This window comes from Streptacidiphilus pinicola (genome assembly GCF_003258295.1).
In the GTDB taxonomy this organism is placed as follows: Bacteria; Actinomycetota; Actinomycetes; order Streptomycetales; family Streptomycetaceae; genus Streptacidiphilus; species Streptacidiphilus pinicola.
This window is the reverse complement of the sequence record NZ_QKYN01000154.1, coordinates 12880-39407: the sequence shown is the minus strand read 5'-3', so window position 1 is coordinate 39407 and position 26528 is coordinate 12880. Positions and strand designations below refer to the sequence as shown.

Sequence of the window (26528 nt, the reverse complement as noted above, 5' to 3'; positions counted from 1 at the left end):
GAAAGCCCGGACCCGGGCGCCCGCAGCAGCACCGATGACAGCCGCCGGGCACGGCAGCTTGGCGCGGCATCAGGGCCAGGGGTCACACGCATCAGCCCCCAGCCCGGGCATCATCGCAGGCCAAACGTGTCGCACGGCTAGCGTGCCACACCCATTCCAAGATCGGTGCGACACCCGTGCGACAGGGGCCGTACGACGCTAGTCCCCTCGAAGTTCATTGCGGCGAAGCAATAGGGTGCTCGCCGTGATCGAACGAAGAATCGGCATCGCGCTGGGCGTAGCGTGCCTGCTAGGAGCCGGGGCGACGGGCACCGTCCTTGCAACCGGAGACAGGTCAGCCGCGCCCCGGCCTGCCGCTAGCCAGTCGGCATCGCCCTCGGCATCGAATCCCGGCACGGCACAATCGCCGTCGGCGTCCCCTTCGGCCCCACCGTCCGCGTCTGCCTCCGCATCACCGCCCCCGACCCACCAGTTGCCGGTGCCGTCGCGACCCTCACGGCAGACCCGGCCCGCCGATCCACACACGATGGTGCCGCGCCGACCTGCTCCGGGACAGGTCTCGACGGCGCCCCAGAACGGCGACTGCAAGCAGATCAACGGAATCCTGGTCTGCGGAACCACCAAGACCGGGACACCGGCGCCCCACCCCTGAACGCGAGCAGCGCCCGGCCCGTGCGAGTAATCCAAATGGGCACGGGCCTGGTCCGCCCGCCACCGTACCCGAACAACAGAAACGTCCCACGACCCGCGCAGCAAGCAGCCAGGGGCGGGCCAAGCAAGGGGCCGGGCGGCCCGCGGCGCCGGGAGCCACCAGCCGTTCCCGGCTCGATGCCGCGTCAGTTCCTGTCGGCCTTGGCCCTACCGCGGGCGTTTCACCTGGCGGTGATCCACGTCTGCGCCGAGACGGTCGGGGCGCAGGTGAGGTCGCCGCCGTAGGAGAGGCGCCACCAGCCGGAGGCGTGGTCGGTGGCGGTGGCGGCGAGCGCGCCGGTGCCGTTGGTCTTCGCCCAGCTCTCGGTCACCCACGTGTTGGTGCCGGCCTTGCGGAACTGCAGCGCGACCCACGGCCCGGTGTTGGGGCGCCAGGTGTTGAGGTCCCAGTCGGCGCGCTCGAGCCGGCCCTTGACCGTCACCCGGGCGCCCTTGCGAACGGCGCCGGTGGAAGCCTTGGCGTTGAGCGCGTCGGCGAAGCGGAAGAAGTACGTGGCGGCCTTCGGCACGTAGGTGGTGGTGCCGTCGTTCGCGGTGGCCAGGACCGCGATGCCGAACTCGCCGGCGATGTAGTCCGGCTCGAACCGCTTGGCGTCGTCGTAGGTGTAGTCGAAGCCGATGGTCTCGGAGGTGGCGGTGCGGGACCGGACCGTCCCCATGGCCGAGGCGGCCACGAGCGCCGGGGTGGGCCGGGCCCCGTTCGCCGCCAGCGGCCAGATGAACGCGTGGATGCTTCGGATGCCCTTGGCGTCGAAGGCGCTGACGCGGATGCTGAAGTGCTGCCGGCCGATCAGGCCGATGGCCATGTCGGTCACTGAGGAGCGGATGGCCGGGTGCGGCGTCGCGGCCGAGGCCGCGGCCGGGATCGCGATGGCGGCCAGCGCGCAGGAACCCGCGAGAGCGGCTGCGGCTATGCGGTGGCGCATGAGACTCCAAACAGGAGGCCCCGTCCGGACGACGGGAACACGGCGATCTTTATAGAGCACGGGGACGACAGGTTCGCACCCAGGGCCACAGCAGGCAGGCGCAGCAGCAGGAGCCCAGCAGCGGCCCCGCGCGGAAGACGCGACCTTCGCGCCAACGAGCACAGGCCAAGGCCGGCGCCGAGCAGCAGGGCACGGAACGGCGTTGGAAGGCTGGGCTAGGAGTCGGTGTCGGCCAGCGCCAGGCAGTCGCACCACGCGAAAACCTGCCCCGCCGTGGCCACATGTCGGCGGACTTCGTTCATGAAAGGGCCCTCCCCTCCGTGCGCAATGCCGTTGCGCACCGTGAAGAGCCTTGAGACCTCCTTGAACAGCTCCTTGTTCTCTTCTCGGAGGGACCTGCCGGTCACAGCCTTGATGCCGTGGTCGAACAACGCGAAAGCGGCCTGGGCGAACTCGCGGTTCTTTCCGACCGCCTCCACCCCGCCAACGGCCACCCGATCTCCCCCGACCAAGTCGACCACGTGAACAAACAACTCCGACGCCTCAAGACCGAGGCCTATGAACTCGCACGGGCACTGCCGTAAGTCACCCCGTGTGGCCGAGGACCACGCACGATTTGAGCGCAGCCAACTCGTAAGGAAACAGCCCGACACGCGAGTCCACTCGGAGCAGCCACGCCGGCCGGTCATGAAGGAAGGCCGCGCAGGGTGGCTCGTCGCACGGCCGCGTGAATAGCACCGCCGGCGGCAGGCGTCGCCCCTGCCGACGGCAGGCTTCCTCGGAGAGCGGAGCTACATCAGCCAGGTGAGCAGGTTCTTGCGCACCTCCGCGAACTGGAAGTAGTCGCTGTGTGCCACCGCGTCCCTCGCTTGCAGGACCACCGGGTCGGGCACTGTGTAGCTGCTGGCTTGAAAGACGCCGTCCGTCGGCACGACAAGGTCGTTGCCTGTGTTGAACAGCCTGTCCACCAAGGCGTTCAGGGCGCGAATGGGCAGTGCCGCGTCGGGGCGTGGGTCGTAGTTCGACGCCACCGCGTGGACCGTGCAAGCCGGGGGCACCGGGGTTGCGTTGAGGGCGGTCAAGGTTGGTGACGCGGGGTCCATCGCGGCGAGCCCGTCCAGGCCGTGCAGCACGCCGACGGCGCACTGCTTGACCACCTCCAGAACGACCTGGAGTGCGTCGATGACGGTTCCGTCCGGGAACAGGGCGAAGAGATTGGTGACCACGTCGAGTAGATCACCGAGCCGCTTGCTGCTCGCCAGCACGGTGCCCGCGTTGGGGCTTCCGACGTGCACCAGCCGCCGGACGCTGGGTGCCCTCAGACCGGCTGCGGCCGCCACGGGCCCGAGCTGCCGGGCGACCAGCCCGCCCCGCGAGTGAGTGACCAGGTCCAGCGTCAGCTCCTTGTCGGCAGGAAGCTGCCGCAGAAGCCACTGCGCATTGGCGGACGGGTCGAGGGAGACCGTGGGATGGTCGAAGACCAGCACCCGACCGCCGTACCGCTGGTGGAGCTCAGCCAAGGCAGGGTCTTGAGCGAGCCCACGGAAAGCTGCGCTGCACTGACTGAAGGTCCCGTGCACGAAGACGAGGAACGGCCCCTCCGTTGCCCGCCGGGCGATCTCCGCGGTCACGCTCCCGTCCGGCGTGGGGTGGAGGAACGTGGTCGGGCTGGTCAGCTGCAGCCGATGTGGTCGGTGCTTGTTCTCCCAGCGGCCGACCGCGTATTCGGCGACCTTCCCGGCGGCGGCCTCGATGGGGAAGCGCAGCAGGTGGAGTACTTTGCGTACGCCGTAGCCGGTCAGACCGCGTGTTTGCTGGGCGCCAGTGAGCTCGATCGGATCGATCACCGGGATGCGGAAGACCTGCGTTCCACCCGCTCGATCAGTCCCGTCGCCAACCGCCGCAGACTCGGACAGCACCCAGTGCACAACGCCCGTGTCGTCGGCCTCGAGCAGGACTTGCCCCTCGTCCCGACCAGGCGCCGGCACCTCCAGCTCGACGACTGGCACGCCCTCCGCGCCGCGCGTCCGCCTGCCTGCGGTGGGTGCGGGGACGAGGTTGTCCAGCGGCACGGTCAGGGTCGGGTGAAGGTTCGCCTGCTGGGCGGCCTCGGCGAAAAGTTGGGCCGCTTCGTCGGGCAGTCCGGTCGCGGCCAATTGCTCTTGCAGCGTTGCTGGTTCGGCCGATCGGACTGATTGCTGTGCTTGGGGCCAGCGGTAGACGTCTCCGACGTCTCCTTGGACTTCGGTGGAGCGGAGGGTGACGCTGTAGGCGAGGTCCCTGCGGTCGCCCCGCGCGAAGCTAGGCATGATTCAACTCGCTCCTTGATGGTTCCAGTCGATCGTCAGCCGCGGGTGGCCGAAGAAGAGGTAGGCCAGGGGCGTCGACAGCTCAGTGCCGGTGCGGCCGACAGCAGCCTCACGTTGTCTACGCATGTACTCCGCGGGTGGGATGGACTTGGAGAGCGCCTCGGCGTAGAAGCTCTCTGCGATCGTGCGGGCGACCGTGTCGTTCACCTTCCACAGCGGGGCGATCGCCGCCCCGACTCCGAGGGAGAGGAAGGACGGCACCATCCCGGCTGTCTGCCCGAGCAGCTTCTCCTCCTGCCCGAGCTGGCAGGCGTTCAGAAAGACGAAGCGGACGGCGATGCGTCCTCCAGGGCCGGTATTCACGCCGAGCACGGACGTCGGATCAAGATAGGTGCGTCCGTCGTCCATCAGGATGCCGTCGGCGGTGCCGGTCATGTCGAACCGCCCGTGCACCGCAAGGTGCAGAAGCTCCGGAGCGTCTGACCGAGCGAGGAAGTCCAGTACCTCCCGGGCCTTCGCGGAGACCTGGACGGCGCCGTAGTGCCGGTTCAGGTGGGTAGCCTCATCCGTTGCCTCCGGTAGCGGGTTGGACTTGTATTCCCCGGACACCACGGCCATCGTGCGGGCGGTCAGCTGGGCTGGCGGGACGGCGGTCCGTGTCTGCGTGTTGTAGATCCAGCGTCCGATCACCGCCCGCGCGCCTAGCGGACCCGGATCGGTGCCCTGGTTGGCGGCTGGGTGCTCCGCGTCCTGCGGGACCTCTGGTTCACGGGCGAGTTCCCACGGAACATAGGGGTCGTAGGTGGCCAGGAGCACCGTTGGCGAGACCCCGGCACGGGTGACGGCGCGGAGCGCGGCCCAGATTTCGGCGGGGACCGCTCTGCCGATGATTTTGCTGACGCCGCGCAGGTACTCGGGGAGGATATCCGCCGTCTCACGGTCCTCGATGCCTTGGCGGGCATGTTGGGCGTAATCCTTCTGCCCTTCAAATTCGGTGCGCAGCGGGGCGGCGAGGGTCGGGACGTCGAGGTGAGGAGAGCGGTAGGACCAGGTGTGAACGTTGCCCGTCTGGTCGTTGCCGGGAGCGATGATGATCTCCAGGTCAGGCCGCGTATCGGGGTCGTCGGGAAGTACCCATGCGTTGCCCGGCGGTCGCGCGGGCGTCGCCAGGACGGCGTCGCCCACAAGGACGGTGCGGGAGGCGATTCCGATCAGTCTCTCGTCGATCGAGTAGGCGGCAGTGACCACCCGTGTCGCGGTGAACTTCTCGTCGTCGTCGATCGCTCGCAGGCGCAGCATCTGGTAGGGGTACGGGTCATCGGGCGTGGCTTCCATGGACAGCGACAGCGCGCCTCCACCGAGCAGATCGAATCCCTGAGCATGCAGTTGGACATCGAGTTTGAACGCCCGGGTGGGCACGGGGAACGGGGCCAGTTGCATCAGCCCAGGTGAGGGGGTCTTGGCCAGACCGACCCGCAACTCGAAGACCCGGCCTGGGGGGACACGCTCGGGTGCGTCCAATCGTGCGTAGGCCTGCCGGGTGTCATCTGCGCCCACGGCCCATGTGGACAAGACATCCCCGATCGCACCCATCATCGCGTCGGACACCGCATACCGAGTGGTCCCCACCCCGGCATCTCCACCGACTGACATCATCCGTTCAACTGGGAACCGGCCCCGCCAGTGGTATGGCTGCAGTGACGGTGGAGGATCAACCGCGGGTTGAACGGACGTCACAAGCCCCGCGAGGTCAGCGAATGCCCCGGGGCGCGAGGTGGGTTGAGGCCAGCGCGTAGGCGGGCGACCCAGCTTAGAGGCGACTCTGCGGACTGCGCGCACGGTGCTGAGCCGGGCGCTGCCACTCGATTGGTCCAGACGCTCGTAGACTGAGGCGAGTACGTCAGCCGGGGGCGCGAGGGTCACCAGTCCGCCCAGCCAGTTGGCTCGTTCTTCTGAAACCGGCACGGCGAGGGACGGGAGCTCGGCGGCCACGTCGACCGGAAGGGCCTTCACGACTCGACCTAGCCGGTTGGTCGCCGCGGCCAGGACCTGGTCATCCGCATCCTGCGCCGCGACCAGTTCTGCGATCAACTCGGAGAGCAACCTGCGGGCATCGTCCTGGGGAAGCAAGCCGAGTCCGGTGAGATCGTCGGGGAACTCCTTTCCGGTCAGCAGTCCTGTGCCGACGGCAGCTACCAACTCGGGATCCACAAGGCCGGGCGCAATCGCAACCAGCGTCGGAGAGCGTGGCTTCGCCCTGATCAGCCCCGAACTGGGCAGAGTGTCCCCAATCAGTCTGGACACATGCGCCTGCACGGCTGGGACTTCCAGCCGGCCAAGCGCAGCAAGTACCGGGCGCGGGAGCGGATCGTTTGTTTCAAGCCGCTCGATCACCAGCTCGCCGACGTGCTGCCGGGCTGCGCCATCGAGTGGCAGAGCCGCGGCCGCCCCGAGAGCCTCGTCGCGCACTCGGGCGTCAGGGTCGCCTCCCACGAGCGCCAGGAGCGGCGACACATCCTCGGGACTGACGTAGTGAGAGTCTGCGGGCATCAACGGCTTTCCCTTCGTAGCCGAGCCCCTTTTCGGAGGGTAACCGCATCACATCCGATCGCAGTCGAACGACTCAGGTGGGCGCCGGAACACTCAGCCGTCCAGCCGTATGGACCCTGTGCTCAGGGTGAGCCAGCCGGGCACCTTGGTGACACGCAGCCGACTGTCCCTGGTGCCCCTGAAGCTGCTCCCGCCGATCGCCTACGCCGGCCCCAACGCCCCTCTGAGCGAGTTCGAGAAGGTCACCAACCAGGAGGGTTACAGCAGCGGCCCCAGCCACGATCCGGTCAGGGACGTCAGGCCAATCCACCCCGGCGATGGTGAAGAACACCCCAACCCACCACACGCCGACCTTGGCCTTCGGGTTGGTGGCCAGGTACTCGCGCCGCGGTCGGCCGCCGAACGCCAGCCATCGCGCCAACCGCAGGTCAAACACGATCGACGTCCCCAGGGCCGCGACGGAGCCAGTCATCAGGATGCCGATCAGGACCGTCACAAGGCCAGGGCTGGTGCTGTGATTCACGCGGAGGACTGTGCGTCGTGTCAGACACCGGGGCAAGCAACATCCTCGACGGGAGACCTCGCGTTGGCGCTGCGCTGTCAGGCCGTCATTGGCGTCCTCCTCGCCGTCGCCATGACCGCCGTCGCGCTCGGCCTCGCCGCCTTGGCGCTCGTCATCCGCGGGCTCTGGCGTAATCTGCAGCAGCGCGACTGTGTGCACCCTGTGGGCGCTAAGAGCGTCAATTCACCCGAGGCCGACCTCAACTTTCGCCCGCGTCCCCCAGGACCCCACGCGCCAGAAGCTGCACATCGCCCAGAGGTACATCGGCTTGACGATGAGGATGCGCCACAGACCGGCGATGGGCGCGGACAGGAACAGCAGCACGTGGAGCCACAGGGGTTCGTCGGAGCGGGACAGCATGAAGAACCTGAGGCTGATCATGTAGTTCACGCCGACACCCACCAGGAGCGTCGACCAGCCGATCGCGGCAAGATCGTGCCGGGCCTGCGGCTGGAGCAGGAGTGCGACGGGGACAACGATCGACATGAGCAGCTGCACGACCTCCAGCAGCGGCATCCAGAACACCGGCGAGTGCAGCGGGGCGTAGCGCCACCACCAGGCCGTCCTCGCGAAGGTGCCGCGCATCCAGCGCATCTGCTGGCGGCGATACGCGCTGAAGGTGGCCGGAACGAGGGTGTAGCCGACGCTCGTGGGCTGATGGACCGCATCCCCGTGGAGCAGGCCGTAAAACGTGGTGAGGCTGTCGTCGTTCATCTGCATGGGCTGGCCGAGGAACGTCTCGTGCGCGTAGGAGTCGAGGTACCGGCGAATCACGTCGCCGCGGTAGAACGCGAGCGTCCCCGAGTTGACCGTGACGCGCTTCAGGACGGACTGAGCCGAGCGGAAGCCGCGCGTGAACGGCGTGTACAGCATGACCGTGAGGAACGTCAGCCAGTTCGTGCGCGTGTTCAGGACCGCGACGAGGCCGGCCACCGAGGTGACCTTGGGGTCAGCGAACGGCTTGAGGCCCTCTGCGATGGCGTTGGTGTCGAGGACGGTGTCGGAGTCGAGGGTGACGATGATGTCGCTGTCGTCGTGCTGCAGGGCGGTGGTCTGGGCGTGGCGCTTGCCGGCGTTGGCCTGCCGGACCCACGTGGCCGTGATCTGGGCTTCGTCGGCGGCGCGCAGGAACCAGGCCTTCACGCCGAGCATGGGGTCGGTGGAGCCGTCGTCGACGACCGCGACCCGATCAGGTAGCCGGGTCTGGTCGAGGAGGGACTGGAGGCAGGCGCGGAGCGCGGCCTCGTCCTCGTTGTAGACGGGAACCTGCACGATCACGACCAGGTCGTCGAGCTGGCGCTGCTGGCGGTCGGTGGTGGTGGCGGGCCTCTCCATCCAGGACAGGGGCACCCACCACAGGAGCAGGAAGCTGAAGGCCCACGCGAACGCGAGGCTGTTGCCATGGCCGCCGAACGCGCGGGCGACGGTGTAGAGGTGCCAGATGGCCCAGGCGGTGAAGCCGGCGACGGGGAGGGCAGCGAGGAGGATGGTGCGGCGCGTTCCGCCGTAGCGGGCGGTGGGGGCGGCCATCAGCGGTCGCCGGGGGTCTGGTTGCGGCGGAACCGGGTGCGGACGGTGAGGGCGGTGGCGCCGACGGCGATGAGGACGATCGCGACGAGCCAGAGCTGGCCGTAGGCGATGCCAAGGAGGCTGAGTCCTGCGCCGGTGTGGGCGAGTTGAGGGTGTGACATGGGTGATTTCCCCCCGGGTCTTTGGTGTGGAATCGAGCCTTCCACGTCAGGATGTCCCGTGTGTAGGTTGTGACCATTTAGTGACGGTGAGTGGGCATGTGGTGCCGCCCGGCCTATCCGTAGGTAGCCGAATGGACCACGAACGGTGGACTGTTGGGCCTATTGCCAGGGCGCGGGGCCGGTCTGGGACACCCACGCGGGTCAGCGTCGGCGGCGGTGGCAGCGTCGACTCGTTGTGGACTCACTGGACTCACCACCCCGACTCGATGGGAACCCACGACGCGAGACGCGGGCCGGGGTCCAGGCGCTTCGTCCCCACGGCCGCCAACCGGATGCCGGCCGTGGGCGGCTACGTTCAGCGCCCGGGACGTCGGTCTACCGCGCGCACATGCAACGTGCTGCGCGTGGCAGACGGGCGGATCGTGGAGATCGCGACCTTCGAGACTCACCTGGTCGCGGCGTGCGGACTGCCGCTGACGCTGCCGCACTCGGCGACTTCGGCGACCGACCGATGAGAAATCGCGCGGTGTGCGTCTAACCCTGACGACCGAGCAGGACTACCCCACCGCCGCGGATCGCGTCCAGGAGCTGTGGACCACCGCCGCCGGCATCGAGTCCTGGTGGGCGCCGGACGGCTTCGAGGTCCACGTCGACACCCTCGACCTGCGCGCCGGCGGCACCCTCACCTACACGATGACCGCGACCGGCCCGGAGCAGGTCGCCTACATGGAGGGCACCGGCCTGCCGCTGAGCACGACGTCCACGAAGACGTTCACGGTCGTCGAGCCCCACCGGCGCCTCGCCTACAGCACCCTCGCCGACTTCATCCCCGGCGTCGAGCCCTACGAGTTTCCTCACCGAAGTCGAGCTCACCCCCACCGACGACGGCGTCCACGTGACGATGACCGCCGACGAGATGCACGACCCGGAGTGGACCGAGCGCCAGCTCGCCGGGCGGGGGGCGACGGGTTGCTCGTCATTCCATGAGCCCGGCAGCGACCGTCGCCCCCAACTCCCAGCAGGCCTCCAGATCCGTCTTCGCGGCCTCCCCGGTGACCGTCACCGGCTGGAAGACCCGCTCCCACCCCATGCCGCCCGCGATCGCCTCGATCGCGCGCAGAGCGCCGGCGGTGTCGTTGTTGCCGTGGACGTAGGCGGCGTAAGGGAGCTTCTTCGTGGCGTCGAGGCAGGGGTAGTAGACCTGGTCGAAGAAGTGCTTCATAGCCCCGGACATGTACCCGATGTTCGCGGGCGTACCGAGAATCACGGCGTCGGCGGCCAGCAGGTCGACCGCGGTGGCGGCCAGGGCTGGGCGCCGTACCACCGTCACGTCCTCGACGTCCTCGTTGGTCGCGCCAGCAACCACGGCCTCGAACATCGCCTGGAGCGTTGGCGAGGGGGTGTGGTGGACGATCAGGAGGGTGGGCATGTGCCTGATCCTGCCATGGTGCCGATGACGCGCGACGCACCTCAGCCGTACCGGACAGCCGGTATCAGGCGATCGCCCGAGCTACGAGGCTGGTCTCCACCTCCGAGGAACGATCATGTGGCTGAAGCACGAACGGCCTCGGCGGGATGTCCAGGACCCGCTGGATGAGCAGGGCATGCTCGGGATGATGGAGGGGCGATCGGAACGGGAGCGGGCACCCACGTCGTCCGGTGAGTGCAGGCGGCCCCTACGAGCGTCTGGACGTTTTAGCCGTCAAGGGCCTCTTAGAGTCAAGAAGCTGGACAGGCAGTTGGGAGGTCTTCGGTGACGGTGTGGGATGCATTGCTGGCCAGCATGGCCCCATCGGGGGTTCTGGTGGTCTGTGTCCGCGCGTACGCTTTCGCTCGTCGTGAACGGGCCCGGGGCGGAGTGGTTGTCGGGCACGGGCCGGGTCCGGCGTCACCGTACCCGACCAGTGGGAACAGCCAGACCGCGCAGCGGGTGGCCTGGGCGGGCCAGGTGGTGGGCGGGGAGGTGGAGCAGCCGCTCCACGAAGCGCCGGTGCGGCTGGTGCCTACATGGCCGTGCCACGCAAGGTCGATACAGCCGTGGGCGAGCTCAGCGTGTGATGGTGAAGCGCTGGAGCGCGCGGCGGTTCTCCGAGAGGATGGCGGACGTCGGCTTGCCGGCCTTCGTGACGACCATGTAGGTCTGCGGTGCGTCGGTTTCGAGCGTCCACGTGCCCAGCTTGACGCTGTGGCTGAACGTCACGCGGGCGAAGATGTGGTTCCACTTCCCGGAGGGCACCGCGATGCCGTTGAGTCCTGGGGCGTCCCAGATCTGATGAGTGTTGTGGTCGAGGGCGAAGCCCCGCTCCCAACGGTGGGTGACCGGGTTGAGCCAGGTGACACTGGCGCCGGACGCGGCACTTCCCTTCACGCCCACGCCGACCGGGTCGTAGAGGTAGAGCCCGTAGGAGACGGCGTCGACGACGTAGGGCGAGGACTGCCTGAACCACAGTTCGATGGTGATCGTCTGCCCCCGGTGCACGGCGTGTGGGATACCCGTGATGTAGCCGTAGTGGAGACTGCCGGCGTAGGTCTGCGCGGTGGCGTCGGACGCCGCCACCGGTCCGATCGCGGCAAACACAGCGCCGAGCGCCACCAGCGCGCCGGTGACCTTGCCCCTGAAGCTCTTCATGAAGCCCCCATTTTCTTGATCAGCAAGGGCCGGAGCCTACAGCACAGCCAGGGGGCGCCCACCGCCGCGCCCGCGCAGCGAAGTGGGATCATTCACACGGGCGTCGGCTCCCTGTCGTCCCGGGTGCCGAGCGAGGAGACCGCGTTCCTGCTGACCGCGAGCGGACCAGCACAAGCACCCGGGCACGCCCACAGGCTTCCCGCCGCACACCCCTCGACGTACCGTCAGAAGACGTGACCGACCCTGTCAGAAGACCCGACCGGCACCCGACCGACTGGGGCGACATCGCATCCAAGGCGATCTCAATCGCCCTCCTCTTCACCCTCGTAGGCTTCTTCGTCGGACCCGGGGTAGCAATCGCCACCGCAGCCGGATCCCTCATCCTCATCCCCGCCGCCTACGTGATCACACGCCCCCGCACGGGCCGCCGCCGCATCAGAGCCCGACTGTGGTGGTGGCGACACCGAAACCACTGACGCCGGGCCAACGCCAGGCTGGCGGGGCCTGCTTCCCGTCGGCACTGGACGCAACAACTGGCGCAGCTCGCGTCCATCAAAGCCGGGCTGAGCGAGCTGCTCGCCTACGCTGCCCGCGACGTGGCCTGATGACACCGTCCCTCGGACGCCTCGGGGTCGCGGAGCCACCAGCCGGCCACAGGATGGGTCAACCCGGGTAGCGGGCAGACGAGGTAGCGCCCCGTGCGCAGCACCTCGCAGGCGCTGCTGAGCCACTGCCAGGTGAAGTCGTCGGTGTTCGGCATCGTCAGCCCGGCGCCGTCGACACCCCCCACATCCATACGTGGACGGCCAGTTGCCCCACGGGGCACCGGTAGCCGGCACAGCTGAGCGCGCTTTGTCGTTCGATGCGCGCAGCCGACGCGAAGGTCAAGAGCCCCGGGCCCCGCAGGGTCAGTGCGGGATCTCGTCGATCAGCTCGCGCGCGCCCTGGCGCAGCAGTTCGAGCGCCGTGGCCATGCCGAGCTCGTCGGGGGAGAGCGCCCCGGCCCACTCGTGCGCGGCCAGGACGCGCTTGCCGTCCGGGCTGAAGACGCGGGCCCGCAGCGAGAGCCGGCCGTCCTCCTCGGCGCGCGCGTAGCCGGCGATCGGGGAGTTGCAGTGGCCCTGCAGGGCGTGCAGCATCATCCGCTCGGCCGCGGCCTCGCGCCACGTCGGGGCGTGGTTGAGCGCGGCCACCGCGTCGACCGTGGCCGTGTCGTCCGCGCGGCACTGCAGCGCGAGGATCCCGGCGCCGATCGGCGGGCACATCTCGTCGACCTCGAGCACCTGCGTGATCCGCTGTGCCTGCCCGATCCGCTCCAGGCCGGAGACGGCCAGCAGCAGCGCGTCGTACTCGCCCGCGTCCAGCTTGGCCAGGCGCGAGTTGGCGTTGCCCCGGATCGGCACGCACTCCAGCTCCGGGTACTCGGCGCGGAGTTGGGCCACGCGCCGGACGGCGCTGGTGCCCACGCGGGCGCCGGCGGGCAACTGGTCGAGCCGCAGCCCGGACGGGCTCACGACCGCGTCCCGGATGTCGTCACGCGGCAGGTAGGCCGCGACAGTGGTGCCCTCCGGCAGCGGGCGGTCGCCCGGCATGTCCTTCAGGCAGTGCACGGCCAGATCCGCGCCGCCCGCGAGCAGCGCGGCGTCCACCTCCTTGGTGAACGCCCCCTTGCCGCCCAGCGCGGACAGCGCACCCAGCCAGCGGTCCCCGGACGTGGTGACCGGCACGACCTCCGTCACCAACCCCGGATGCCGCTCGCCCAGCAGCGCGCGCACGCGCTCGACCTGGGCGAGCGCCATGGGCGAGGAGCGGGTCACGATCCGGATCACCTGAGGCATGCCACGAGACGATACTCCGTCAGCCTTGGCTCTCTGGCGTACTTCGGCCGAGTGGGCGGGAGGGCCCCGGCGACCACATCGAGGGCTGTGGGTCCACTGCCGCGAACGTAGCGTTCACTGTCGATCCAACGCAACGGCATCTGCCTCATTCATTGCATTAGATCTACTCCCAATGCAACAATTTGTGCCTATCTAGCTGCTGTTATGGTATCTGGATGCAACATGCTTGTTGCGGATTTTCTAAACGCAACGTAGCGTTCTCGATGTCAGAAACGAAGCATGTAAGGGGAGAACGATGCAGAAGTTCGCCACCGCCGTCCCGGTCACCGCCGTCGTGAACATCGCCGCCGGGCGGATCCAGATCACCGCAGGCGACCTGGACGAGGCCACCGTCGAGGTGCGGCCCCTCAACCCCGGCAAGAACCGGGACGTGAAGACCGCCGGGCAGACCGAGGTCGTGTTCGCCGACGGGGTGCTGCGGGTCGGTGACCTGGAGCCCAAGAAGGAGTACTTCGGGACCATCGGCGAGGTGGAGGTCACGCTCCAACTGCCCGCCGGCTCGCACCTCGAGGCGCACACCGCCTCCTGCGCGCTGCGCGGGGTGGGTCGCCTGGGCGACGTCACTTTCGAGGGCGCCTACAAGGAGATCAAGGTGGACGAGGCCGCGAGCCTGCGGCTGACGGCCATCGACGGCAGCGTCGAGGTCGACCGTCTGGGCGGACCGGCGCAGGTGACCACCCCTCGCGGCGATATCACCATCGGCGAGGCCACCCGGGGCACGCTCGTCCTCAGGACCCACCAGGGCAACATCACCGTCGGTGCCGCCAGCGGGGTCTCCGCCGCACTCGACGCCCGCACCACCTACGGACGCGTCACCAACGCCCTCAAGAACGACGGCACCACCGTGCTCGACATCCGCGCCACCACCGACACGGGCGACATCAGCGCCCGCAGCCTCTGAACCGACCCGCGCCGAAGGCGGGGACCGGCCTGCTGCCGGTCCACGCCTGGCCGGGCCGTAGGGACTCGCTCGACGGGTCATCAGCGCCCTGTCAGGGAGAGGGCACAGGAAACATCCCCGCCCGCGTGATGCGGACGGGGATTGGTGCGCACGTGAGGTCAGCGTGTGCGGTCCTTCTTGAAGTTCTTCATGGACCAGGCGAAGCCCAGGGCGCTGATGCCGACGCACCAGGCGGCGGCGATCCAGGCGTTGTTGCCGATGCCGGTGCCGTAGAGGAGGCCACGCAGGGTCTCGATCATCGGCGTGAAGGGCTGGTACTCGGCGAACCAGCGCAGGGCCGTCGGCATGGTGCTGGTCGGCACGATGCCGGAGCCGACGAAGGGCAGCAGGATCAGCGGGAAGGGCGCGTTGCTCGCCACGTCGAGGGTCTTGGCGGCGAGCCCGATGCCGACGCCGAGCCAGGTCAGGGCGAAGTTGACGGCCGAGAGCAGCACCAGGATGCCGAGCCAGTCCGCCACCGAGGCCGAGGCGGAGAAGCCCATCAGCCAGGCCACGCCGAAGATCAGGGCCATCGACACGAGCGTCTGCAGGACGCTGGAGATGACACGGGCGATCAGGATCGCCGGACGGAAGATCGACATCGTCTTGAAGCGGGCGATGATGCCTTCGGTCATATCCATGCTGGTGGACACGGCACTGCCGAGCGAGCCGGTCGCGGCCGTCATGATGATCAGGCCGGGCAGGACGTAGTCGACGTAGTGGCCGGTGCCGCCCGCGGAGGCGGCCACGCCCTTGCCGAGGACGTTGCCGAAGACGTAGACGAACAGCAGCAGGAACAGGACCGGGATGCCGATGATCGAGGCGACCACGGTGGGGTAGCGCATCTGGTTCTTGATGTTGCGGCGCAGCAGGGTGGCGGAGTCCGCCACCGCGTAGGTGACGGTGCTCATGCCAGGACCTTCTCCTTCTTGTCCGCGTCGCCGGCGGCCGGCGCGGGGGCGGTGCCCGTGAGGGCGAGGAAGACGTCGTCGAGGTCGGGCGTCTTCAGGGACAGCTCGTGAACGGTGGTCACATCCACGCGGCCCAGCAGGGCCTGCACGGACGCGGCGGTGCCGTCGTTCGGTACGCGCAGGGTCAGGGTCTCGTCGTTGCGGGTGAGGGGCGTGCCGCTCAGAGCGGCGACGGCCTGGTCCAGCGCCGTGGGAGAGCTGAACTGCAGGTCCACGCTTCCGCCGGGGACCTGCCGCTTGAGCTCCTCCGGGGTCCCCTGGGCGACCAGCTTGCCGCCGTTGAGGACCGCGACCTGGTCGGCGAGCTGGTCCGCCTCCTCCAGGTACTGCGTGGTGAGGAAGATGGTCACGCCGTCGGCGACCAGATCCCGGATCAGGTCCCACATGGCGCGCCGGACGCGCGGGTCCAGGCCGGTGGTGGGCTCGTCGAGGAAGATCACCCGGGGCGCGCCCACGAGCGTCATGGCCAGGTCAAGCCGACGCTTCATGCCGCCGGAGTAGGTCATGACCGGCTTACGGCCGGCCTCGACCAGGTCGAACTGCTCCAGGAGGCGAGCGCAACGCTCCTTGGCGACCTTGGAGTCCAGGTGCCACAGACGCCCCATCAGCGCCAGGTTCTCCTCCGCGTTCAACAGCGGGTCCACGGCCGAGAACTGGCCGGTGACACCGATGTTGGCGCGAACCCCGTCGGGGTCGGTGGCGAGATCGTGCCCGATCACCTCGACGTGCCCGGCGTCGGGAGTGGTCAGGGTAGAGAGGATCTTCACCGTGGTGGTCTTGCCTGCACCGTTCTGCCCCAGCAGCGAGAACACCTGGCCTGCGGGAATGTGCAGGTCCAAGCCGTCGAGCACCTGGTGCTCGCCGTACGCCTTACGCAGTCCGGCCACCGAGATAGCTACGTCCACGCCTGAACTCCTGGCCTGGTAGGCCGACATCGCGCCTCCTCCAACAACGAAACGACTTGCTCGGCATCTGTGCGAGCGCCGAGGCATGTCTCGACACTACGAAGTCTGTCTATCGACGGAATATCGGAGCGTTATCGAGGGTTTCCCTCGCCGCTGGTGGAACTCGCACCGGGTGAATTATGGTGCTGGTCCAGGACTCCGGGACCCAATCCGTCCCCGGCCGCCTAAAAAGCGTCAGCCCGTTATGGGCAAGCGGCTGGCGCTGGTCGCCAAGGTCCTGCGCATGACGATATCCCTTTCTTCTTGTGCGGCAAATCCCCCACGCACGGGGCGGCACGGGAAGCGAGGGCCGAACGACGTCCGCCTGTCCTGCCGACAGGACAGGCGTGCCTGACGGACCCGGTGTCCGCGCTTCCCTCCCGGGAGGTCCGGACACCGGAGAAGCATTCCTTTCGACCGTGGCAATTCCCTCGCCAGGAGCGTGCGACAGTGACCGCTGAAGTGATCGACAACAACCCGACCGAGCAGCCCGCTGACGACCAGTCGACGCCCGCGTGGCTGTCCGCACTGCGCTCGGAGCTCGACCCGAACAGCAAGCGCCGCCTGGCTGCCCTCGCGCCCAAGCCCGACTGGCGGTGCCTGGAGATCGGCGCCGGTTCGGGGACGGTCTCGCGGTGGCTCGCCGAGCAGTGCCCGGCGGGCAAGGTGACTGCGACGGACATCGAGCTCGGCCCGTTGAGCGAGGCCGTGGCCGGCAACCTCGAGATCGTCCAGCACGACGTCACCACCGAGGACTTCCCCGAGGGCACCTTCGACCTGATCTACGCCCGCTACGTCTTCAGCCACCTGCGCAGCCGGGAGGCCGACCTGGCGCGAGTGGTCTCGTGGCTGAAGCCCGGCGGTTGGCTGATGCTGGAGGAGCCCGCCAAGTTCCCGGTCGACTCGGCCCGGAACGACGCGTACCGCGAGGTGAGCCTGGCGACCCTGGCCCAGTACAAGGAGCAGGTCGGTACCGACCTGGAGTGGCCGCGCAGCTTCCCGGCCCCGCTGGTCGCGCTCGGGCTGGAGGAGATCGGCCTGGAGAGCTCGATCTCGCTGGTCGGCGACAGCCGTCCGATGGCCCTGTTCTGGGGCGAGGCGCTCAAGGGCTGGGGCCCGATCGTGGTGTCCGCCGGCGGTGCCACCGAGGAGCAGGTCGCGGAGGCCGTCGGCCTGATGTACCAGGAGGACTACTGGGACCTGGGTCTGGCCACCATGGCGGCCTGGGGGCGCCGCCCCTCCTGACGACCGGTTGGGAACGCCGTTGCTGAGGCTTTCCCGATCTCCCCGACTGACTTCCTGAGCGCCGTTGCCGCAGACCCGCGGCAGCGGCGCTCTTTTTTTTCTCGTGCTCCCGTAGCGCGCCCAGGAATCTTTCAGAGTTCTTTCCGAGAAGTTCTTGGCATGCTCAGGTCAGGAAATGGTTTGTCTGCATTACGAATCAAATCTGCTCACGGTAGGACGCGCAATGACCTCTTCGAATGTCAGGCCCGAGAACGCGACTTCGCCGACCCCACTGCCGGGGCTCCCACTCGAGCGCCCCGCAGGCTGCCCATTCGATCCGCCGACCGAGTTCGCGCGCATCCGCGCGGAGCAGCCGCTGCGTCAGATGGTCTATCCCGACGGGCACGTGGGATGGCTGGCCAGCGGGCACGCACAGGTGCGTGCGGTCCTGGCCGACCCGCGCTTCAGCTCACGGGCCGAGCTGGTGCACTGGCCGATCCCGGGGCCCGTCGCCGAACAGACGCCCGAGCCCGCGCCGCCCGGCATGTTCCAGCGGATGGACGCCCCCGAGCACACCCGCTACCGGCGCCTGCTGACCGGCAGTTTCACCGCGCGGCGCATGCGTCAGCTGACCGAGCGCATCAGCGAGGTGACCGAGGAACGGCTGAACGCCATGGAACGGCGGGGGCCGGCGCTCGACCTCTTCCAGGAGTACGCCCTGCCCATCCCCGCGCAGATGATGTGCGAGGTGCTCGGGGTGCCCTACGAGGCGAGGGAGACCTTCCAGCGCCAGGCCATCGCCACCAACGACAACAGCCTCGGGCCCGAGGCGCAGTACGCCGCCTTCTTCGAGCTCCAGGCGTTCCTGCAAGGGCTGGTCCAGGCGAAGCGCGACCAGCCGACCGACGACGTCCTCAGCGAGCTGACGAAGAGCGACCTCACCGACGAGGAGCTGGCGAACGTCGGTTCGCTGCTGCTCGGCGCCGGCTTCGACACCACCGCGAACATGATCGGGCTCAGCGTCTTCGCCCTCCTTCGTCACCCCGACCAGCTCGCCACCCTGCGCGCGGAGCCGGACCTCGCCGAAGGGGCGGTCGAGGAGCTGCTGCGCTACCTGACGATCACCGACACCGCGATCCGCACCGCGCTGGAGGACGTCGAGCTGGACGGCCAGCTCATCCGTGCCGGCGACACCGTCACCTGCGCCGCGCAGGCCGCCAACCGTGACCCGCAGAAGTACCCGGACCCTGACACTCTCGACATCCGGCGACGTGCCACGGGGCAGCTGACGTTCGGTCACGGCATCCACCAGTGTCTGGGCGCACCCATGGCCCGGATCGAGGTCAAGGTCGCGCTGGTGGAGTTGTTCCGCCGGTTCCCCGATCTGCGGCTCGCGATCCCGGCGGACGAGGTGCCGATGCGCACCGACGCGGACTTCTACGGGGTGAAGAGCCTTCCCGTCACCTGGTGAGCTCCCGCCCGGGGCCGGGTTCCCGCTCCTCCGGCCAGGCCACCTGACCTCGGTGGTCCGGCCGGAGGCCGGGTCAGGTGGCCTCCCGGATGGAACGGGAGAGCATCAGAGCCGCCGGCGCCAGCATCAGCAGGCCGACCGTAAGCAGGGTGGCGGACGAGCCGAAGAGCACGCCCGCGAGGCCGCCGACGGCGTATCCGGCCGGCACGGCGGTCATGTTGACGGCGCGGTAGGCGGCGACAGCGATAGCGCGGTCGTGCTCCGCGATGGCGCGGGCGCGAAAGGTCCTGACACGGACCAGGACGACACCGGAGCAGAACTCGTCGCAGACGAATCCGAGCAGGATCAGGCCCAGCCCGAGGCCGCCGCCCACACACGCGCCGACTCCCAGGAGCGTGTAGGCGGCGACGGCGCCGCTGCCGAAGACGGAGGTCCCAAGGCCCCCGCGCAGCCGGGCCGGGAGGCGTTCGGCGACGGCGGCACCCAGCACCGCGAACAGGACGGCGCAGGAACCGATCAGACCGTAGACCGCGGGGGTGACCTCGGTTCGGTGCAGCAGGGTGACCAGCAGCAGGGCGCCGATCGCACTCTGCCCGAAGTTGTAGGAGACCGCCCACAGCGTGGTGATCCGCAGCGGCTTGGTGGCCAGGTTCGTCCGCAGACCGGCGGTCAGACCGGCACGTCGCCGGACGGTCGGGGCCTCGGCTGCAGCGGCGGCCCCCGCCGGGACGGCGTCGGCAACGGGGGCCGGGGTGGGTGTCGTCCGGATCCGCGGAAGGCGCGCGAGGAGGGTGCAGGCGCTCGCCGCCAGCGCCCCGGCCACCAGGAAGGTCGAGGAGATCCCGAAGGCGCCGAGCGCCAGGCCGGTCAGGAACGGGGCGAGAGCGTCTCCGGTGGACTCCGCGATCTGGAGGCGGCTGAAGAGACCGGGCAGGGCGTCGTCGCGGAACGCGGCCGGGATCATCACCTGGGCCGACACGTCTGTCAGACAGGAAGCGCACGCCAGAGCGGTGTTGGCCAGGATCAGGACGCCGAGTCCGGCCGTGGCGGTGAGGGCGATGGCGAGCGCGGCGAGGAGGAAGGCCAGGACCCGGAGCAACTCGGCGGCCAGCATCACGGTGCGCTGGTCGTGGCGCTCGACGATCCGGGCGACGGCGCGGGCCAGTACGACCTGGGGGGCGAAGCGGCAGATCCCGAGTGTCGCGATGACCAGGGAGTTGGCGCCCAGGGTCGCGACCGCCACGAACGGTACGGAGAACTCCACCATGGCGATGGCGAAGTAGGAGACGAAGGTGGCGAAGGTGAGGAGTGTGGCCAAGGGCTCGCGGTGTCGGGCCACCGCTGTGGTCGTGGTCATCGGGCCGCCTTGGGACGTTGGGGGCTTCGGGCTTCGGAGCGCATCGGAAGGCTCTGGAGGGTCGGGAATTGATCCGGCCGGCGGCTCACCGCAGCTGTGAGTCGCCGGCCGGATCCGGGGACAGGGCCAGGTCGGGGGATCCGGGCCCTGTCGTGCAGGACAGGGGTCAGCCTTCGACGAGCAGGCCGGCGCGCAGGCAGTCCCGCACCTGCGGCGATGCCCCGTCGGCTGTGACCCTCTGCTGTCCGCACAGGTCCAGGAAGAGTTGTTGGTCCACTTGCTGTGTCGCGTGCTCGTGGCTGAGCAGGTACTTCGCTGCGGGTCCGGAGCCGAGGACCGCCATCGCGACCGTCTGGGGGCGGCGCACCGTCACCTGGGCGGCGGGTACCGCGGTGGCGAACAGGGCGTCCTCGGTGAGGAGGAAGTCGACCTCCGGGCGGCGCACGTACTCCAGCGCGTCGGTGGCCGAATCGATGATCGGCTGGCCCGGACCGTTGAAGGAGGTGTTGATCAGGATCGGGACCAGGCCGTGCGCGGCGATCCGGGTGAGCAGGTCGTAGATGGCGGGGTTGTCCTGGGCGGTGACGGTCTGCACACGGGCGGTGCCGTCGGCGTGCAGAGCCTCGGCCAGCAGCTCGCGGTACTCGTCGCGGACGTCGAAGTTGAAGTTCATGAACGGCGACCGGGCGGGCCCGCGGAAGTACGTTTCCAGGTCCTGCTCGCGAACCATCGGGGCCACCGGGCGCCACCCCTGACGCTGCTTCAGCCGGTTCAGCTTGGCGCGGGCGTCCGTGCAGGCCACGGGGTGGCTCAACAGCGACCGGTTACCCAGCGCGCGGGGACCGAACTCGGCGCGGCCCGCGAACCGGGCCACGATCGCGCCCTGGGCGAGGAGGGCTGCAGCCATCGCTGCCGCCTCCTCTGCCTCGCCGGGCGGGACCGCGGTCGGGAAGCCGGCCTCGGCGGCCCGCTCGGGCGTGATCGCCTCGGCGGTCACGCCGAGGAAGTCAGCCCCCACCCGGTGGCTCGGCAACGGCATCTCGTTCCTCGGCTGGGAGTGAGCCCAGCCGAGGAACGCGGCACCGACCGAGATACCGGCGTCGTGCGGGCAGGAGGGCACGGACACCTCGCGCACGCCCGGCAGGGCGGCGATCGCGCTGTTCGCCGTCAGGTTGAGGAACACCCCGCCCGCGCAGCAGAGGTCGGGGATCCCGGCCAGCTCGACCGCACGCTGTGCGTGGTGGGTGAGCAGCCTGGTGAAGGCCTCCTGCGCGGCGGCGGCGATGTCCGCGTTGTCCGCGGGATCGGGTGCCGCCTCGAGCAGCTGCCAGCCGTTCTTCAGCCGCGGCGCGGCCCCGGCGGTCACGATGTCGTCGGCCACCAGCCTGGGTGCTCCCTGCCAGGGCAGCCCGGCCAGCGCCATCATCTGCCCGTGTGAGTGCTCCTGGCGGAACAGGTACCGGGCCACGTTGTCGTAGAGGCTGGCCTCGCTCTGGACGAAGACGTCGGGCTGGTTGTGGGCCCGGCTGAAGGCACGGTCCAGCAGCACGAACCGGCCCTGACGGAAGGCGTAGACCGAACGCATCTCGGTGAGCAGTTCGCCGTCGGGTGCGTCGCTGTAGTAGGAGCCGTAGAAGTCCTTGAACGGGAGGTAGAAGTCCGCACCGTCACGTGAGGTGGTGCCGGCGCTGTCCGACACCAGGACCGCGGCCTGCGCCAGTCCCGAGGTGTAGACGGCGGAGGCGGCATGGGCCAGGTGGTGCGAGACCACGTGGTGGCGCGGGTCGAACGGGTCGAAGGCCGAGAAGGACCTGGCGAACAGCGGCCGTTGGAGGCCGACGCCGGACGGTCCGGCCGCCTGGAAGGAGCTGACGATGACGTCGATGTCGTCCATCGTCACCCCGGCCTCGTGCAGGACCTGCGCGATCGGCAGTCGGTCGGAGAGGAACTCCTGCCCGTCGTACTTGCGACGGGTCACGCGTTCCTGCTGGACGGCGGCGATGAGCCGACCGTCGCGGACCACCGAGCAGGAGGCCTCGTGGCCGCAGTGGATGCCCAGAACGGTAGTCATCGCCGGTAGTTCTCCAAAGGTGCGCCCTCGGGCATGAAGCCGAAGGTCAGGATCGTGACCCGCTCGTCCTGGCAGATGGGGGTGCGGCTGTGGGCCTGAGTGCCCGCCAGGAAGATGACGACCTCGCCGGGCGAGAGCTGCAGGCGCTCCTCGGTGCCGTCGGGGTAGTGCATGTAGAGCGCGGACGGCTGCTCGGTGCCTTCGGGGATGTCGTGGGCGAGCATCATCAGCACGTTGAGGGAGAAGATGTCCGTGTCGATGTGCGGGATGATCCCCTGGCCGGCGTCGCGGTAGAACAGGTAGCTCGCGATGCCGGTTGCCTCGGCCTTGGGGACCACGGAGGCGACGAGCTCGGCCAGCTCGGGACTGGTGGCGATCGCGTCCGCCACTGGTCCGCCGCATCCGAGGTAGTGCTCGTCGAAGGGCACGGCGCTCTCGCCGACGCGGGCCGCCTCGGCCAGCAGCTTCCCGAAGAGCTCGTCGGTCAGGAAGTCGGGACGGCCGCGGTACTGGATGCCGCGCGGGTCATCCACCTCGTAGGGGCACAGGATCTCCAGTGCCTCCGAGACCGCCGTACGGCCTTGGCCGGCGTCGGGGTCCTTGGCCGGGACCAGCCGGCCCGCGGACAGGCCGAGGATCAGCTTCAGGTTGGCCTGCTCGGCCGGGGTCAGCTCCTGATGCAGCCGGGCCAGCTTCTGACCGATGGTCAGAGGCTCGGTCTGCGGCTGGGCATGGTCCTGGATCGCGGTCATGACTGGGCTCCTATCGTGCGGTAGCCGAAGGACACCAGGCGGATCCGCTCGCCCTCGGCCGTACGCGTGCGTTGGTGGGTGACGCTGTCCGCGAAGAAGATCAGCGATTCGCCGCGCTGGAGCTGCAGGTGCAGTGCGTCCTGCTCCGGCGGGTAGAGGATCAGTTCGGAGTGCCGCTCGGCCGGGCTGTGCTCCAGCATCGTCAGGACGTTGAGGGAGAAGTCGTCCTTGTCGACGTGCGGGTCGATGCCCAGTCCGGGCTGGTCGTAGTAGAGGTGGTTCGCCTTGAAGGACGGGACCACCGGGCCCACCTTTGCGGCCAGGAAGTCACTGATGGCCTGCGACAGGGCCAGCTCGCGGGCGATGGGGGCTCCGGAAGCCACGAAGTGGTCGTGGAACCTGTCGGCCCGCGGCCGGTACTCGCGGTTCTCCCGGTCCAGCGCGTCGATGTCCTCGTCCGAGAAGAACGAGGCACGGCCGCAGAACACCACCCCTGTCTCGAACTCGGCGCGAAGGTTCCCGTGCAGGGCCGGCAGCGAACGCTGAGCTGTTGCCAGCGCCGCCTTGCGCAATTCGTCGTCGACGTTCCCCGCATGGCCGCTGAGGAGTCCCCCAGCGGCCATGCTGAGGATGAACTTGAGGTTCTCCCGCTCTGCGGCGGAGAGTTCCGAGGACAGTCGGGACAGTCGGTCCACCAAGGTCGAATTTTCCACCGCAGAATTCCTCTCGTTCTCGTGTGTGATCCGTGGCGTGCCGCGCTTACTCGGTCATCCCGAGAGCGGAGGGAAGGTCGAGCAGCTGGGCGCGGATCGAGGGGGTCGCGGCCGCGGAGATCGGCTTCGAGTAGATGTAGTCGGCCTCGATGTTGACGTCCTGCAGGGCCTTCAGGTGCAGGCTCGCCGAGGTGACGATGCTGCTCAGGACCGCGCGCTCGTCCTCGGACAGGGCGCTGGACAGACCGGTCAGCTTCGCGGTCAGGGTGGGCAGCGCCGACTCGAGTGCGGCCGCGTCGAGCTCCTTGTCGAGCGCCGGATCGATGTCGGTGATCTGGGCCAGGTCGAAACCACTCATGAGAATGTCTTCCTTTGCTGTCGGAGACCGCTCGGCCTCTCTCATGGATTTCTTGCGGACTGTCACCGGGGGAATGTGAGAACCTCTCCCCGTTGTCGGGCGACTTCGTCCGGGTACGTCAACGACCTTATGAATTCGAGCTATCGATTCGTTTTCGATCCGTGAAATCACCAGGCCGGCCTGGGCGGGGAACAGAGATCGACAGGTGGGAGCGCCGTGCCCGTCCGGCATCAGATCCTCCGATGGAATCCGATATGTCGAGGGATGCCGTGATTTCCTGGAGGCGGTCCCGCAGCTGCACGCAGCGCAGCTGCTCACTGAGGAGTGACGATGCAGAACCTCGGATTCACCGCGCCTCCCATGGAGAGCGCCGAGATCAATGTCGGCGAAGGGTCCCGCCCGCAGCGCTGGAGCCCGCCCGTCGTGCTGGCCGCCTTTGGTGGCAGCACCGCAGTGACCGGTATGTAGCCTCCTCCCGGCTACTACCGCGCTATGAGGTGAGGCCCCGTCCCGGAGTCAGCGGGACGGGGCCTCACCTGTCGAAGGCGAACTGCCGAAGTGTCGAGGAGGGCAACGATGGTCGTGCTGGTGGACGGGATCACGCTGCGCGCAGCGCAGGAGACGGATGCCGAGGGTCTGGCGCTGGCGTTCCGGCGCGATCGCGAGCACCTGGCGCCCTGGGAGCCGCGACGTCCGGAGTCGTATTTCACCGAGGTGGGTCAGGCGGCGCGGCTGCAGGACCAACTGCGTCAGCAGAAGGAGGGCCTGACGGCGCCGTGGTTGCTGGACGACGACGGCGCCGTGGTCGGTGCGGTGACGCTCACCGGGATCACGCGCGGTGCGTTCCTGAGCGCGTGGATGGGCTACTGGGTCGCCGCGAGCCACCAGGGCCGTGGGCTGGTCACCGCCGCGGTCACCCAGGTGTGCCGGCTGGCGCGGGAGGAGCTGGGGCTGCACCGGCTGGAGGCTTCCACGCTGCCGGAGAACGAGCGGTCGCAGCGGGTGCTGGAACGCTGCGGCTTCGAGCGCATCGGTTTCGCCCCGCGCTACCTGCACATCAACGGGCAGTGGCGAGATCACCTGCTGTTTCAGCGGACCTTGCATGACGGTCCGCCGACGCTGTGACCTCGGGGGCCACGGTGCCTCCAGGCGTGGACCGCGCTGCGGCCCGGGCCGCGACCGTCCAGGACGCGACGCCCGCTGCGAGGAACGCCGCCGCCAGCAGTCCCCAGCCGGCTGTTCCCGCGGAGACGACGCCGGCGCCCACCAGGGTCGGCCCGAGCAGTCCCTCGGTGGTGGAGCCGAGCCCGTAAGCCGCCGCGTAGCTGCCCTGTTCGCCTTCGGGCGCGAGGGCGAACTGCAGTCCCCAGCCACCGGAGGAGTACCAGATCTCGCCGAGCGTCTGCAGCAGCACGGCGACGAGCAGCAGCACGACCGCTCCGGTCCGCGCGCTCGGGAGGGCGGCGGCTGCCAGGGCCAGACACATCAGGGCCAGGCAGCAGCCGGAGCGGAGGGTTTGCCTGCCTGCGCCGCGCATGGTGTCGGCGCCGCGGCTGAGCGGCACCTGCAGGGTGATGGCCAGGACGGTGTTGACGACGAGCAGGATCGGGGCGAGCGCGGCCGGGGCGTGGGTGGCGCGCACGATCCAGAGGGGGATTCCGATGGTCAGCACGGAGAAGTTCAGCATCAACACCCCGTTGCACACGGTCAGCACGGCGAAGCCGGGGTTCTTCAGGGGGGCGAGCAGCTTGCGGCGGACGCGCTCGACGGCCGGGCCGGCGGCCGCGGCGCGCAGGGTGACCATGAGTACGGCGGCGACGAGGAAGGACAGGCCGTCGCCCACCAGCAGTAGGCGGTACCCCCACGGGCTGCCGGTGCTCACGGCGGCGGCCGCGAGAAGGGCGCCGACCAGGAATCCGGTGTTCTTGACGGTCTGGATCCGGGCCATGAGCCTGACCCTTCGTTCCGCCCGGAAGGCGCCGGCCACATAGGCTTGAAGGGCGGGCGCACCGGCGTACTCCGCGAGTCCGAGCAGGACCACGGCCGTCAGGAACTGCGGGAAGCTGCTGACGAAGGCGAGCGCGCTGCAGCATGCCGCGCGCCACAGGTGCAGCGCGATCAGCGCCCGGCGGGGGCCGATCCGGTCGGCGAGGGCGCCGTTGGGCAGTGCCGCGAGCAGCCCCACGATGCCCATCACCGACAGCCCGATGCCGATCTGGCTGCCGGACAGGCCTGCCACCCGTACGTAGAACAGGGCGGCTCCCGCGATGAACAGGCCGCTGCCGGTGGCGTCGGTGGCCACGGTGACGAGAAGCCTGCGTTCGTGCGAGTCGCCCAGGAACTCGCGCAGCTTCTCCAGGTGACGGGCGGCTCGGTCGCTCCTGGTGGAACGCATACCGGGACCTTCCTCTCCGGGTCGAAGTGGGGTCTTCGACTCCGGACGCTACGAGG

Annotated in this window: 25 protein-coding genes; 6 read left to right on the top strand and 19 right to left on the bottom strand. The window is 69.1% G+C overall.

The genetic code is table 11. The features are described 5' to 3' along the window. Positions 1-872 precede the first annotated feature (872 nt). From DN069_RS32405 to DN069_RS40530, 7 genes are all read right to left on the bottom strand, one after another. Complete coding sequence (locus tag DN069_RS32405; protein ID WP_111506818.1) at positions 873-1637, bottom strand: hypothetical protein; 765 nt, start codon at positions 1635-1637, stop codon at positions 873-875. 215 nt (positions 1638-1852) lie between these two features. Continuing rightward, complete coding sequence (locus DN069_RS32400) at positions 1853-2158, bottom strand: hypothetical protein (protein WP_111506817.1); 306 nt, start codon at positions 2156-2158, stop codon at positions 1853-1855. Between the two features lie 270 nt (positions 2159-2428). Continuing rightward, positions 2429-3946, bottom strand: a complete 1518-nt coding sequence (locus DN069_RS32395) for an esterase/lipase family protein (RefSeq protein WP_111506816.1) — start codon at positions 3944-3946, stop codon at positions 2429-2431. 3 nt (positions 3947-3949) lie between these two features. Further along, positions 3950-6496 (bottom strand): CHAT domain-containing protein, encoded by a 2547-nt coding sequence (locus DN069_RS32390; RefSeq protein ID WP_111506815.1) that lies wholly within the window; start codon positions 6494-6496, stop codon positions 3950-3952. A gap of 73 nt (positions 6497-6569) precedes the next feature. Next, positions 6570-7019: a hypothetical protein gene (locus DN069_RS32385; protein WP_133260113.1), complete on the bottom strand. Its 450-nt coding sequence runs from the start codon at positions 7017-7019 to the stop codon at positions 6570-6572. 222 nt (positions 7020-7241) lie between these two features. Continuing rightward, positions 7242-8588 carry a glycosyltransferase gene (locus DN069_RS32380; protein WP_111506813.1) on the bottom strand — a complete coding sequence of 449 codons (1347 nt, stop codon included), beginning with the start codon at positions 8586-8588 and terminating at the stop codon, positions 7242-7244. Beyond that, complete coding sequence (locus DN069_RS40530; protein ID WP_165845736.1) at positions 8588-8749, bottom strand: hypothetical protein; 162 nt, start codon at positions 8747-8749, stop codon at positions 8588-8590. The genes DN069_RS32380 and DN069_RS40530 overlap by 1 nt, the downstream gene beginning before the upstream one ends. A gap of 528 nt (positions 8750-9277) precedes the next feature. On the opposite strand from DN069_RS40530, the gene DN069_RS32375 reads away from it, so the two are divergent. Then, positions 9278-9736 (top strand): SRPBCC family protein, encoded by a 459-nt coding sequence (locus tag DN069_RS32375; RefSeq protein WP_207892350.1) that lies wholly within the window; start codon positions 9278-9280, stop codon positions 9734-9736. Here the strand turns inward: DN069_RS32375 and DN069_RS32370 are convergent. From DN069_RS32370 to hemC, 4 genes are all read right to left on the bottom strand, one after another. Further along, the gene (locus tag DN069_RS32370; protein ID WP_111506812.1) at positions 9726-10178 is read right to left on the bottom strand and encodes a flavodoxin family protein; all 453 of its coding nucleotides are present in this window, start codon (positions 10176-10178) and stop codon (positions 9726-9728) included. The genes DN069_RS32375 and DN069_RS32370 overlap by 11 nt on opposite strands. Positions 10179-10796: 618 nt before the next feature. Next, on the bottom strand, positions 10797-11378 hold the full coding sequence (locus DN069_RS32365; RefSeq protein WP_111506811.1) for a hypothetical protein: 582 nt from the start codon (positions 11376-11378) through the stop codon (positions 10797-10799). Positions 11379-11958: 580 nt separating this feature from the next. Further along, positions 11959-12174, bottom strand: a complete 216-nt coding sequence (locus DN069_RS32360; protein ID WP_111506810.1) for a hypothetical protein — start codon at positions 12172-12174, stop codon at positions 11959-11961. Between the two features lie 112 nt (positions 12175-12286). Beyond that, entirely contained in the window at positions 12287-13216 is a 930-nt protein-coding gene (hemC, locus tag DN069_RS32355; protein ID WP_111506809.1) for a hydroxymethylbilane synthase, read from the bottom strand. 295 nt (positions 13217-13511) lie between these two features. Here hemC and DN069_RS32350 point away from each other — a divergent pair, with 295 nt between their 5' ends. Beyond that, the gene (locus DN069_RS32350; protein ID WP_111506808.1) at positions 13512-14177 is read left to right on the top strand and encodes a DUF4097 family beta strand repeat-containing protein; all 666 of its coding nucleotides are present in this window, start codon (positions 13512-13514) and stop codon (positions 14175-14177) included. 158 nt (positions 14178-14335) lie between these two features. Here the strand turns inward: DN069_RS32350 and DN069_RS32345 are convergent, their stop codons facing one another. Next, entirely contained in the window at positions 14336-15127 is a 792-nt protein-coding gene (locus tag DN069_RS32345; RefSeq protein WP_111506807.1) for an ABC transporter permease, read from the bottom strand. Continuing rightward, entirely contained in the window at positions 15124-16122 is a 999-nt protein-coding gene (locus DN069_RS32340) for an ATP-binding cassette domain-containing protein (RefSeq protein ID WP_111506806.1), read from the bottom strand. Before DN069_RS32340 ends, DN069_RS32345 begins: the two co-directional genes overlap by 4 nt. Positions 16123-16581: 459 nt before the next feature. Here DN069_RS32340 and DN069_RS32335 point away from each other — a divergent pair, with 459 nt between their 5' ends. Beyond that, positions 16582-17376 (top strand): class I SAM-dependent methyltransferase, encoded by a 795-nt coding sequence (locus DN069_RS32335; protein WP_165845735.1) that lies wholly within the window; start codon positions 16582-16584, stop codon positions 17374-17376. Between the two features lie 223 nt (positions 17377-17599). Continuing rightward, on the top strand, positions 17600-18826 hold the full coding sequence (locus tag DN069_RS32330) for a cytochrome P450 (RefSeq protein ID WP_111506804.1): 1227 nt from the start codon (positions 17600-17602) through the stop codon (positions 18824-18826). A 73-nt stretch (positions 18827-18899) separates the two neighbouring features. Here DN069_RS32330 and DN069_RS32325 read toward each other — a convergent pair whose 3' ends face one another. The 5 genes from DN069_RS32325 to DN069_RS32305 form a co-directional block, all read right to left on the bottom strand. Then, positions 18900-20183, bottom strand: coding sequence for an MFS transporter (locus tag DN069_RS32325; RefSeq protein ID WP_111506803.1), 1284 nt, complete (start codon positions 20181-20183; stop codon positions 18900-18902). 166 nt (positions 20184-20349) lie between these two features. Then, complete coding sequence (locus DN069_RS32320; protein ID WP_165845734.1) at positions 20350-22254, bottom strand: carbamoyltransferase C-terminal domain-containing protein; 1905 nt, start codon at positions 22252-22254, stop codon at positions 20350-20352. Next, positions 22251-23006 carry a hypothetical protein gene (locus DN069_RS40525; RefSeq protein ID WP_165845733.1) on the bottom strand — a complete coding sequence of 252 codons (756 nt, stop codon included), beginning with the start codon at positions 23004-23006 and terminating at the stop codon, positions 22251-22253. The genes DN069_RS32320 and DN069_RS40525 overlap by 4 nt, the downstream gene beginning before the upstream one ends. Next, complete coding sequence (locus DN069_RS32310; protein ID WP_133260112.1) at positions 23003-23719, bottom strand: hypothetical protein; 717 nt, start codon at positions 23717-23719, stop codon at positions 23003-23005. The genes DN069_RS40525 and DN069_RS32310 overlap by 4 nt, the downstream gene beginning before the upstream one ends. A gap of 46 nt (positions 23720-23765) precedes the next feature. Then, a complete protein-coding gene (locus DN069_RS32305; RefSeq protein WP_111506799.1) occupies positions 23766-24077 on the bottom strand; it encodes a hypothetical protein in 312 nt (103 codons plus the stop codon). Positions 24078-24407: 330 nt separating this feature from the next. On the opposite strand from DN069_RS32305, the gene DN069_RS40520 reads away from it, so the two are divergent. After that, positions 24408-24545: a hypothetical protein gene (locus tag DN069_RS40520; protein ID WP_165845732.1), complete on the top strand. Its 138-nt coding sequence runs from the start codon at positions 24408-24410 to the stop codon at positions 24543-24545. A gap of 108 nt (positions 24546-24653) precedes the next feature. Then, the gene (locus DN069_RS32300; protein ID WP_111506798.1) at positions 24654-25202 is read left to right on the top strand and encodes a GNAT family N-acetyltransferase; all 549 of its coding nucleotides are present in this window, start codon (positions 24654-24656) and stop codon (positions 25200-25202) included. Here DN069_RS32300 and DN069_RS32295 read toward each other — a convergent pair. Next, positions 25135-26472, bottom strand: coding sequence for an MFS transporter (locus tag DN069_RS32295; RefSeq protein WP_111506797.1), 1338 nt, complete (start codon positions 26470-26472; stop codon positions 25135-25137). The two genes, DN069_RS32300 and DN069_RS32295, sit on opposite strands and share 68 nt — an antisense overlap. Positions 26473-26528 lie beyond the last annotated feature (56 nt).

What these genes read in the sequence shown, in the direction of transcription:
- DN069_RS32395 (WP_111506816.1), bottom strand. Translation starts at nt 3,946, where the DNA reads ATGCCTAGCTTCGCGCGGGGCGACCGCAGGGACCTCGCCTACAGCGTC.
- DN069_RS32340 (WP_111506806.1), bottom strand. Translation starts at nt 16,122, where the DNA reads ATGTCGGCCTACCAGGCCAGGAGTTCAGGCGTGGACGTAGCTATCTCG.
- DN069_RS32300 (WP_111506798.1), top strand. Translation starts at nt 24,654, where the DNA reads ATGGTCGTGCTGGTGGACGGGATCACGCTGCGCGCAGCGCAGGAGACG.
- DN069_RS32390 (WP_111506815.1), bottom strand. Translation starts at nt 6,496, where the DNA reads ATGCCCGCAGACTCTCACTACGTCAGTCCCGAGGATGTGTCGCCGCTC.
- DN069_RS32345 (WP_111506807.1), bottom strand. Translation starts at nt 15,127, where the DNA reads ATGAGCACCGTCACCTACGCGGTGGCGGACTCCGCCACCCTGCTGCGC.
- DN069_RS32325 (WP_111506803.1), bottom strand. Translation starts at nt 20,183, where the DNA reads ATGACCACGACCACAGCGGTGGCCCGACACCGCGAGCCCTTGGCCACA.
- DN069_RS32360 (WP_111506810.1), bottom strand. Translation starts at nt 12,174, where the DNA reads ATGGATGTGGGGGGTGTCGACGGCGCCGGGCTGACGATGCCGAACACC.
- DN069_RS32380 (WP_111506813.1), bottom strand. Translation starts at nt 8,588, where the DNA reads ATGGCCGCCCCCACCGCCCGCTACGGCGGAACGCGCCGCACCATCCTC.
- DN069_RS40520 (WP_165845732.1), top strand. Translation starts at nt 24,408, where the DNA reads ATGCAGAACCTCGGATTCACCGCGCCTCCCATGGAGAGCGCCGAGATC.
- DN069_RS40525 (WP_165845733.1), bottom strand. Translation starts at nt 23,006, where the DNA reads ATGACCGCGATCCAGGACCATGCCCAGCCGCAGACCGAGCCTCTGACC.
- DN069_RS40530 (WP_165845736.1), bottom strand. Translation starts at nt 8,749, where the DNA reads ATGTCACACCCTCAACTCGCCCACACCGGCGCAGGACTCAGCCTCCTT.
- DN069_RS32305 (WP_111506799.1), bottom strand. Translation starts at nt 24,077, where the DNA reads ATGAGTGGTTTCGACCTGGCCCAGATCACCGACATCGATCCGGCGCTC.
- DN069_RS32365 (WP_111506811.1), bottom strand. Translation starts at nt 11,378, where the DNA reads ATGAAGAGCTTCAGGGGCAAGGTCACCGGCGCGCTGGTGGCGCTCGGC.
- DN069_RS32405 (WP_111506818.1), bottom strand. Translation starts at nt 1,637, where the DNA reads ATGCGCCACCGCATAGCCGCAGCCGCTCTCGCGGGTTCCTGCGCGCTG.
- DN069_RS32295 (WP_111506797.1), bottom strand. Translation starts at nt 26,472, where the DNA reads ATGCGTTCCACCAGGAGCGACCGAGCCGCCCGTCACCTGGAGAAGCTG.
- DN069_RS32330 (WP_111506804.1), top strand. Translation starts at nt 17,600, where the DNA reads ATGACCTCTTCGAATGTCAGGCCCGAGAACGCGACTTCGCCGACCCCA.
- DN069_RS32320 (WP_165845734.1), bottom strand. Translation starts at nt 22,254, where the DNA reads ATGACTACCGTTCTGGGCATCCACTGCGGCCACGAGGCCTCCTGCTCG.
- DN069_RS32350 (WP_111506808.1), top strand. Translation starts at nt 13,512, where the DNA reads ATGCAGAAGTTCGCCACCGCCGTCCCGGTCACCGCCGTCGTGAACATC.
- DN069_RS32370 (WP_111506812.1), bottom strand. Translation starts at nt 10,178, where the DNA reads ATGCCCACCCTCCTGATCGTCCACCACACCCCCTCGCCAACGCTCCAG.
- hemC (WP_111506809.1), bottom strand. Translation starts at nt 13,216, where the DNA reads ATGCCTCAGGTGATCCGGATCGTGACCCGCTCCTCGCCCATGGCGCTC.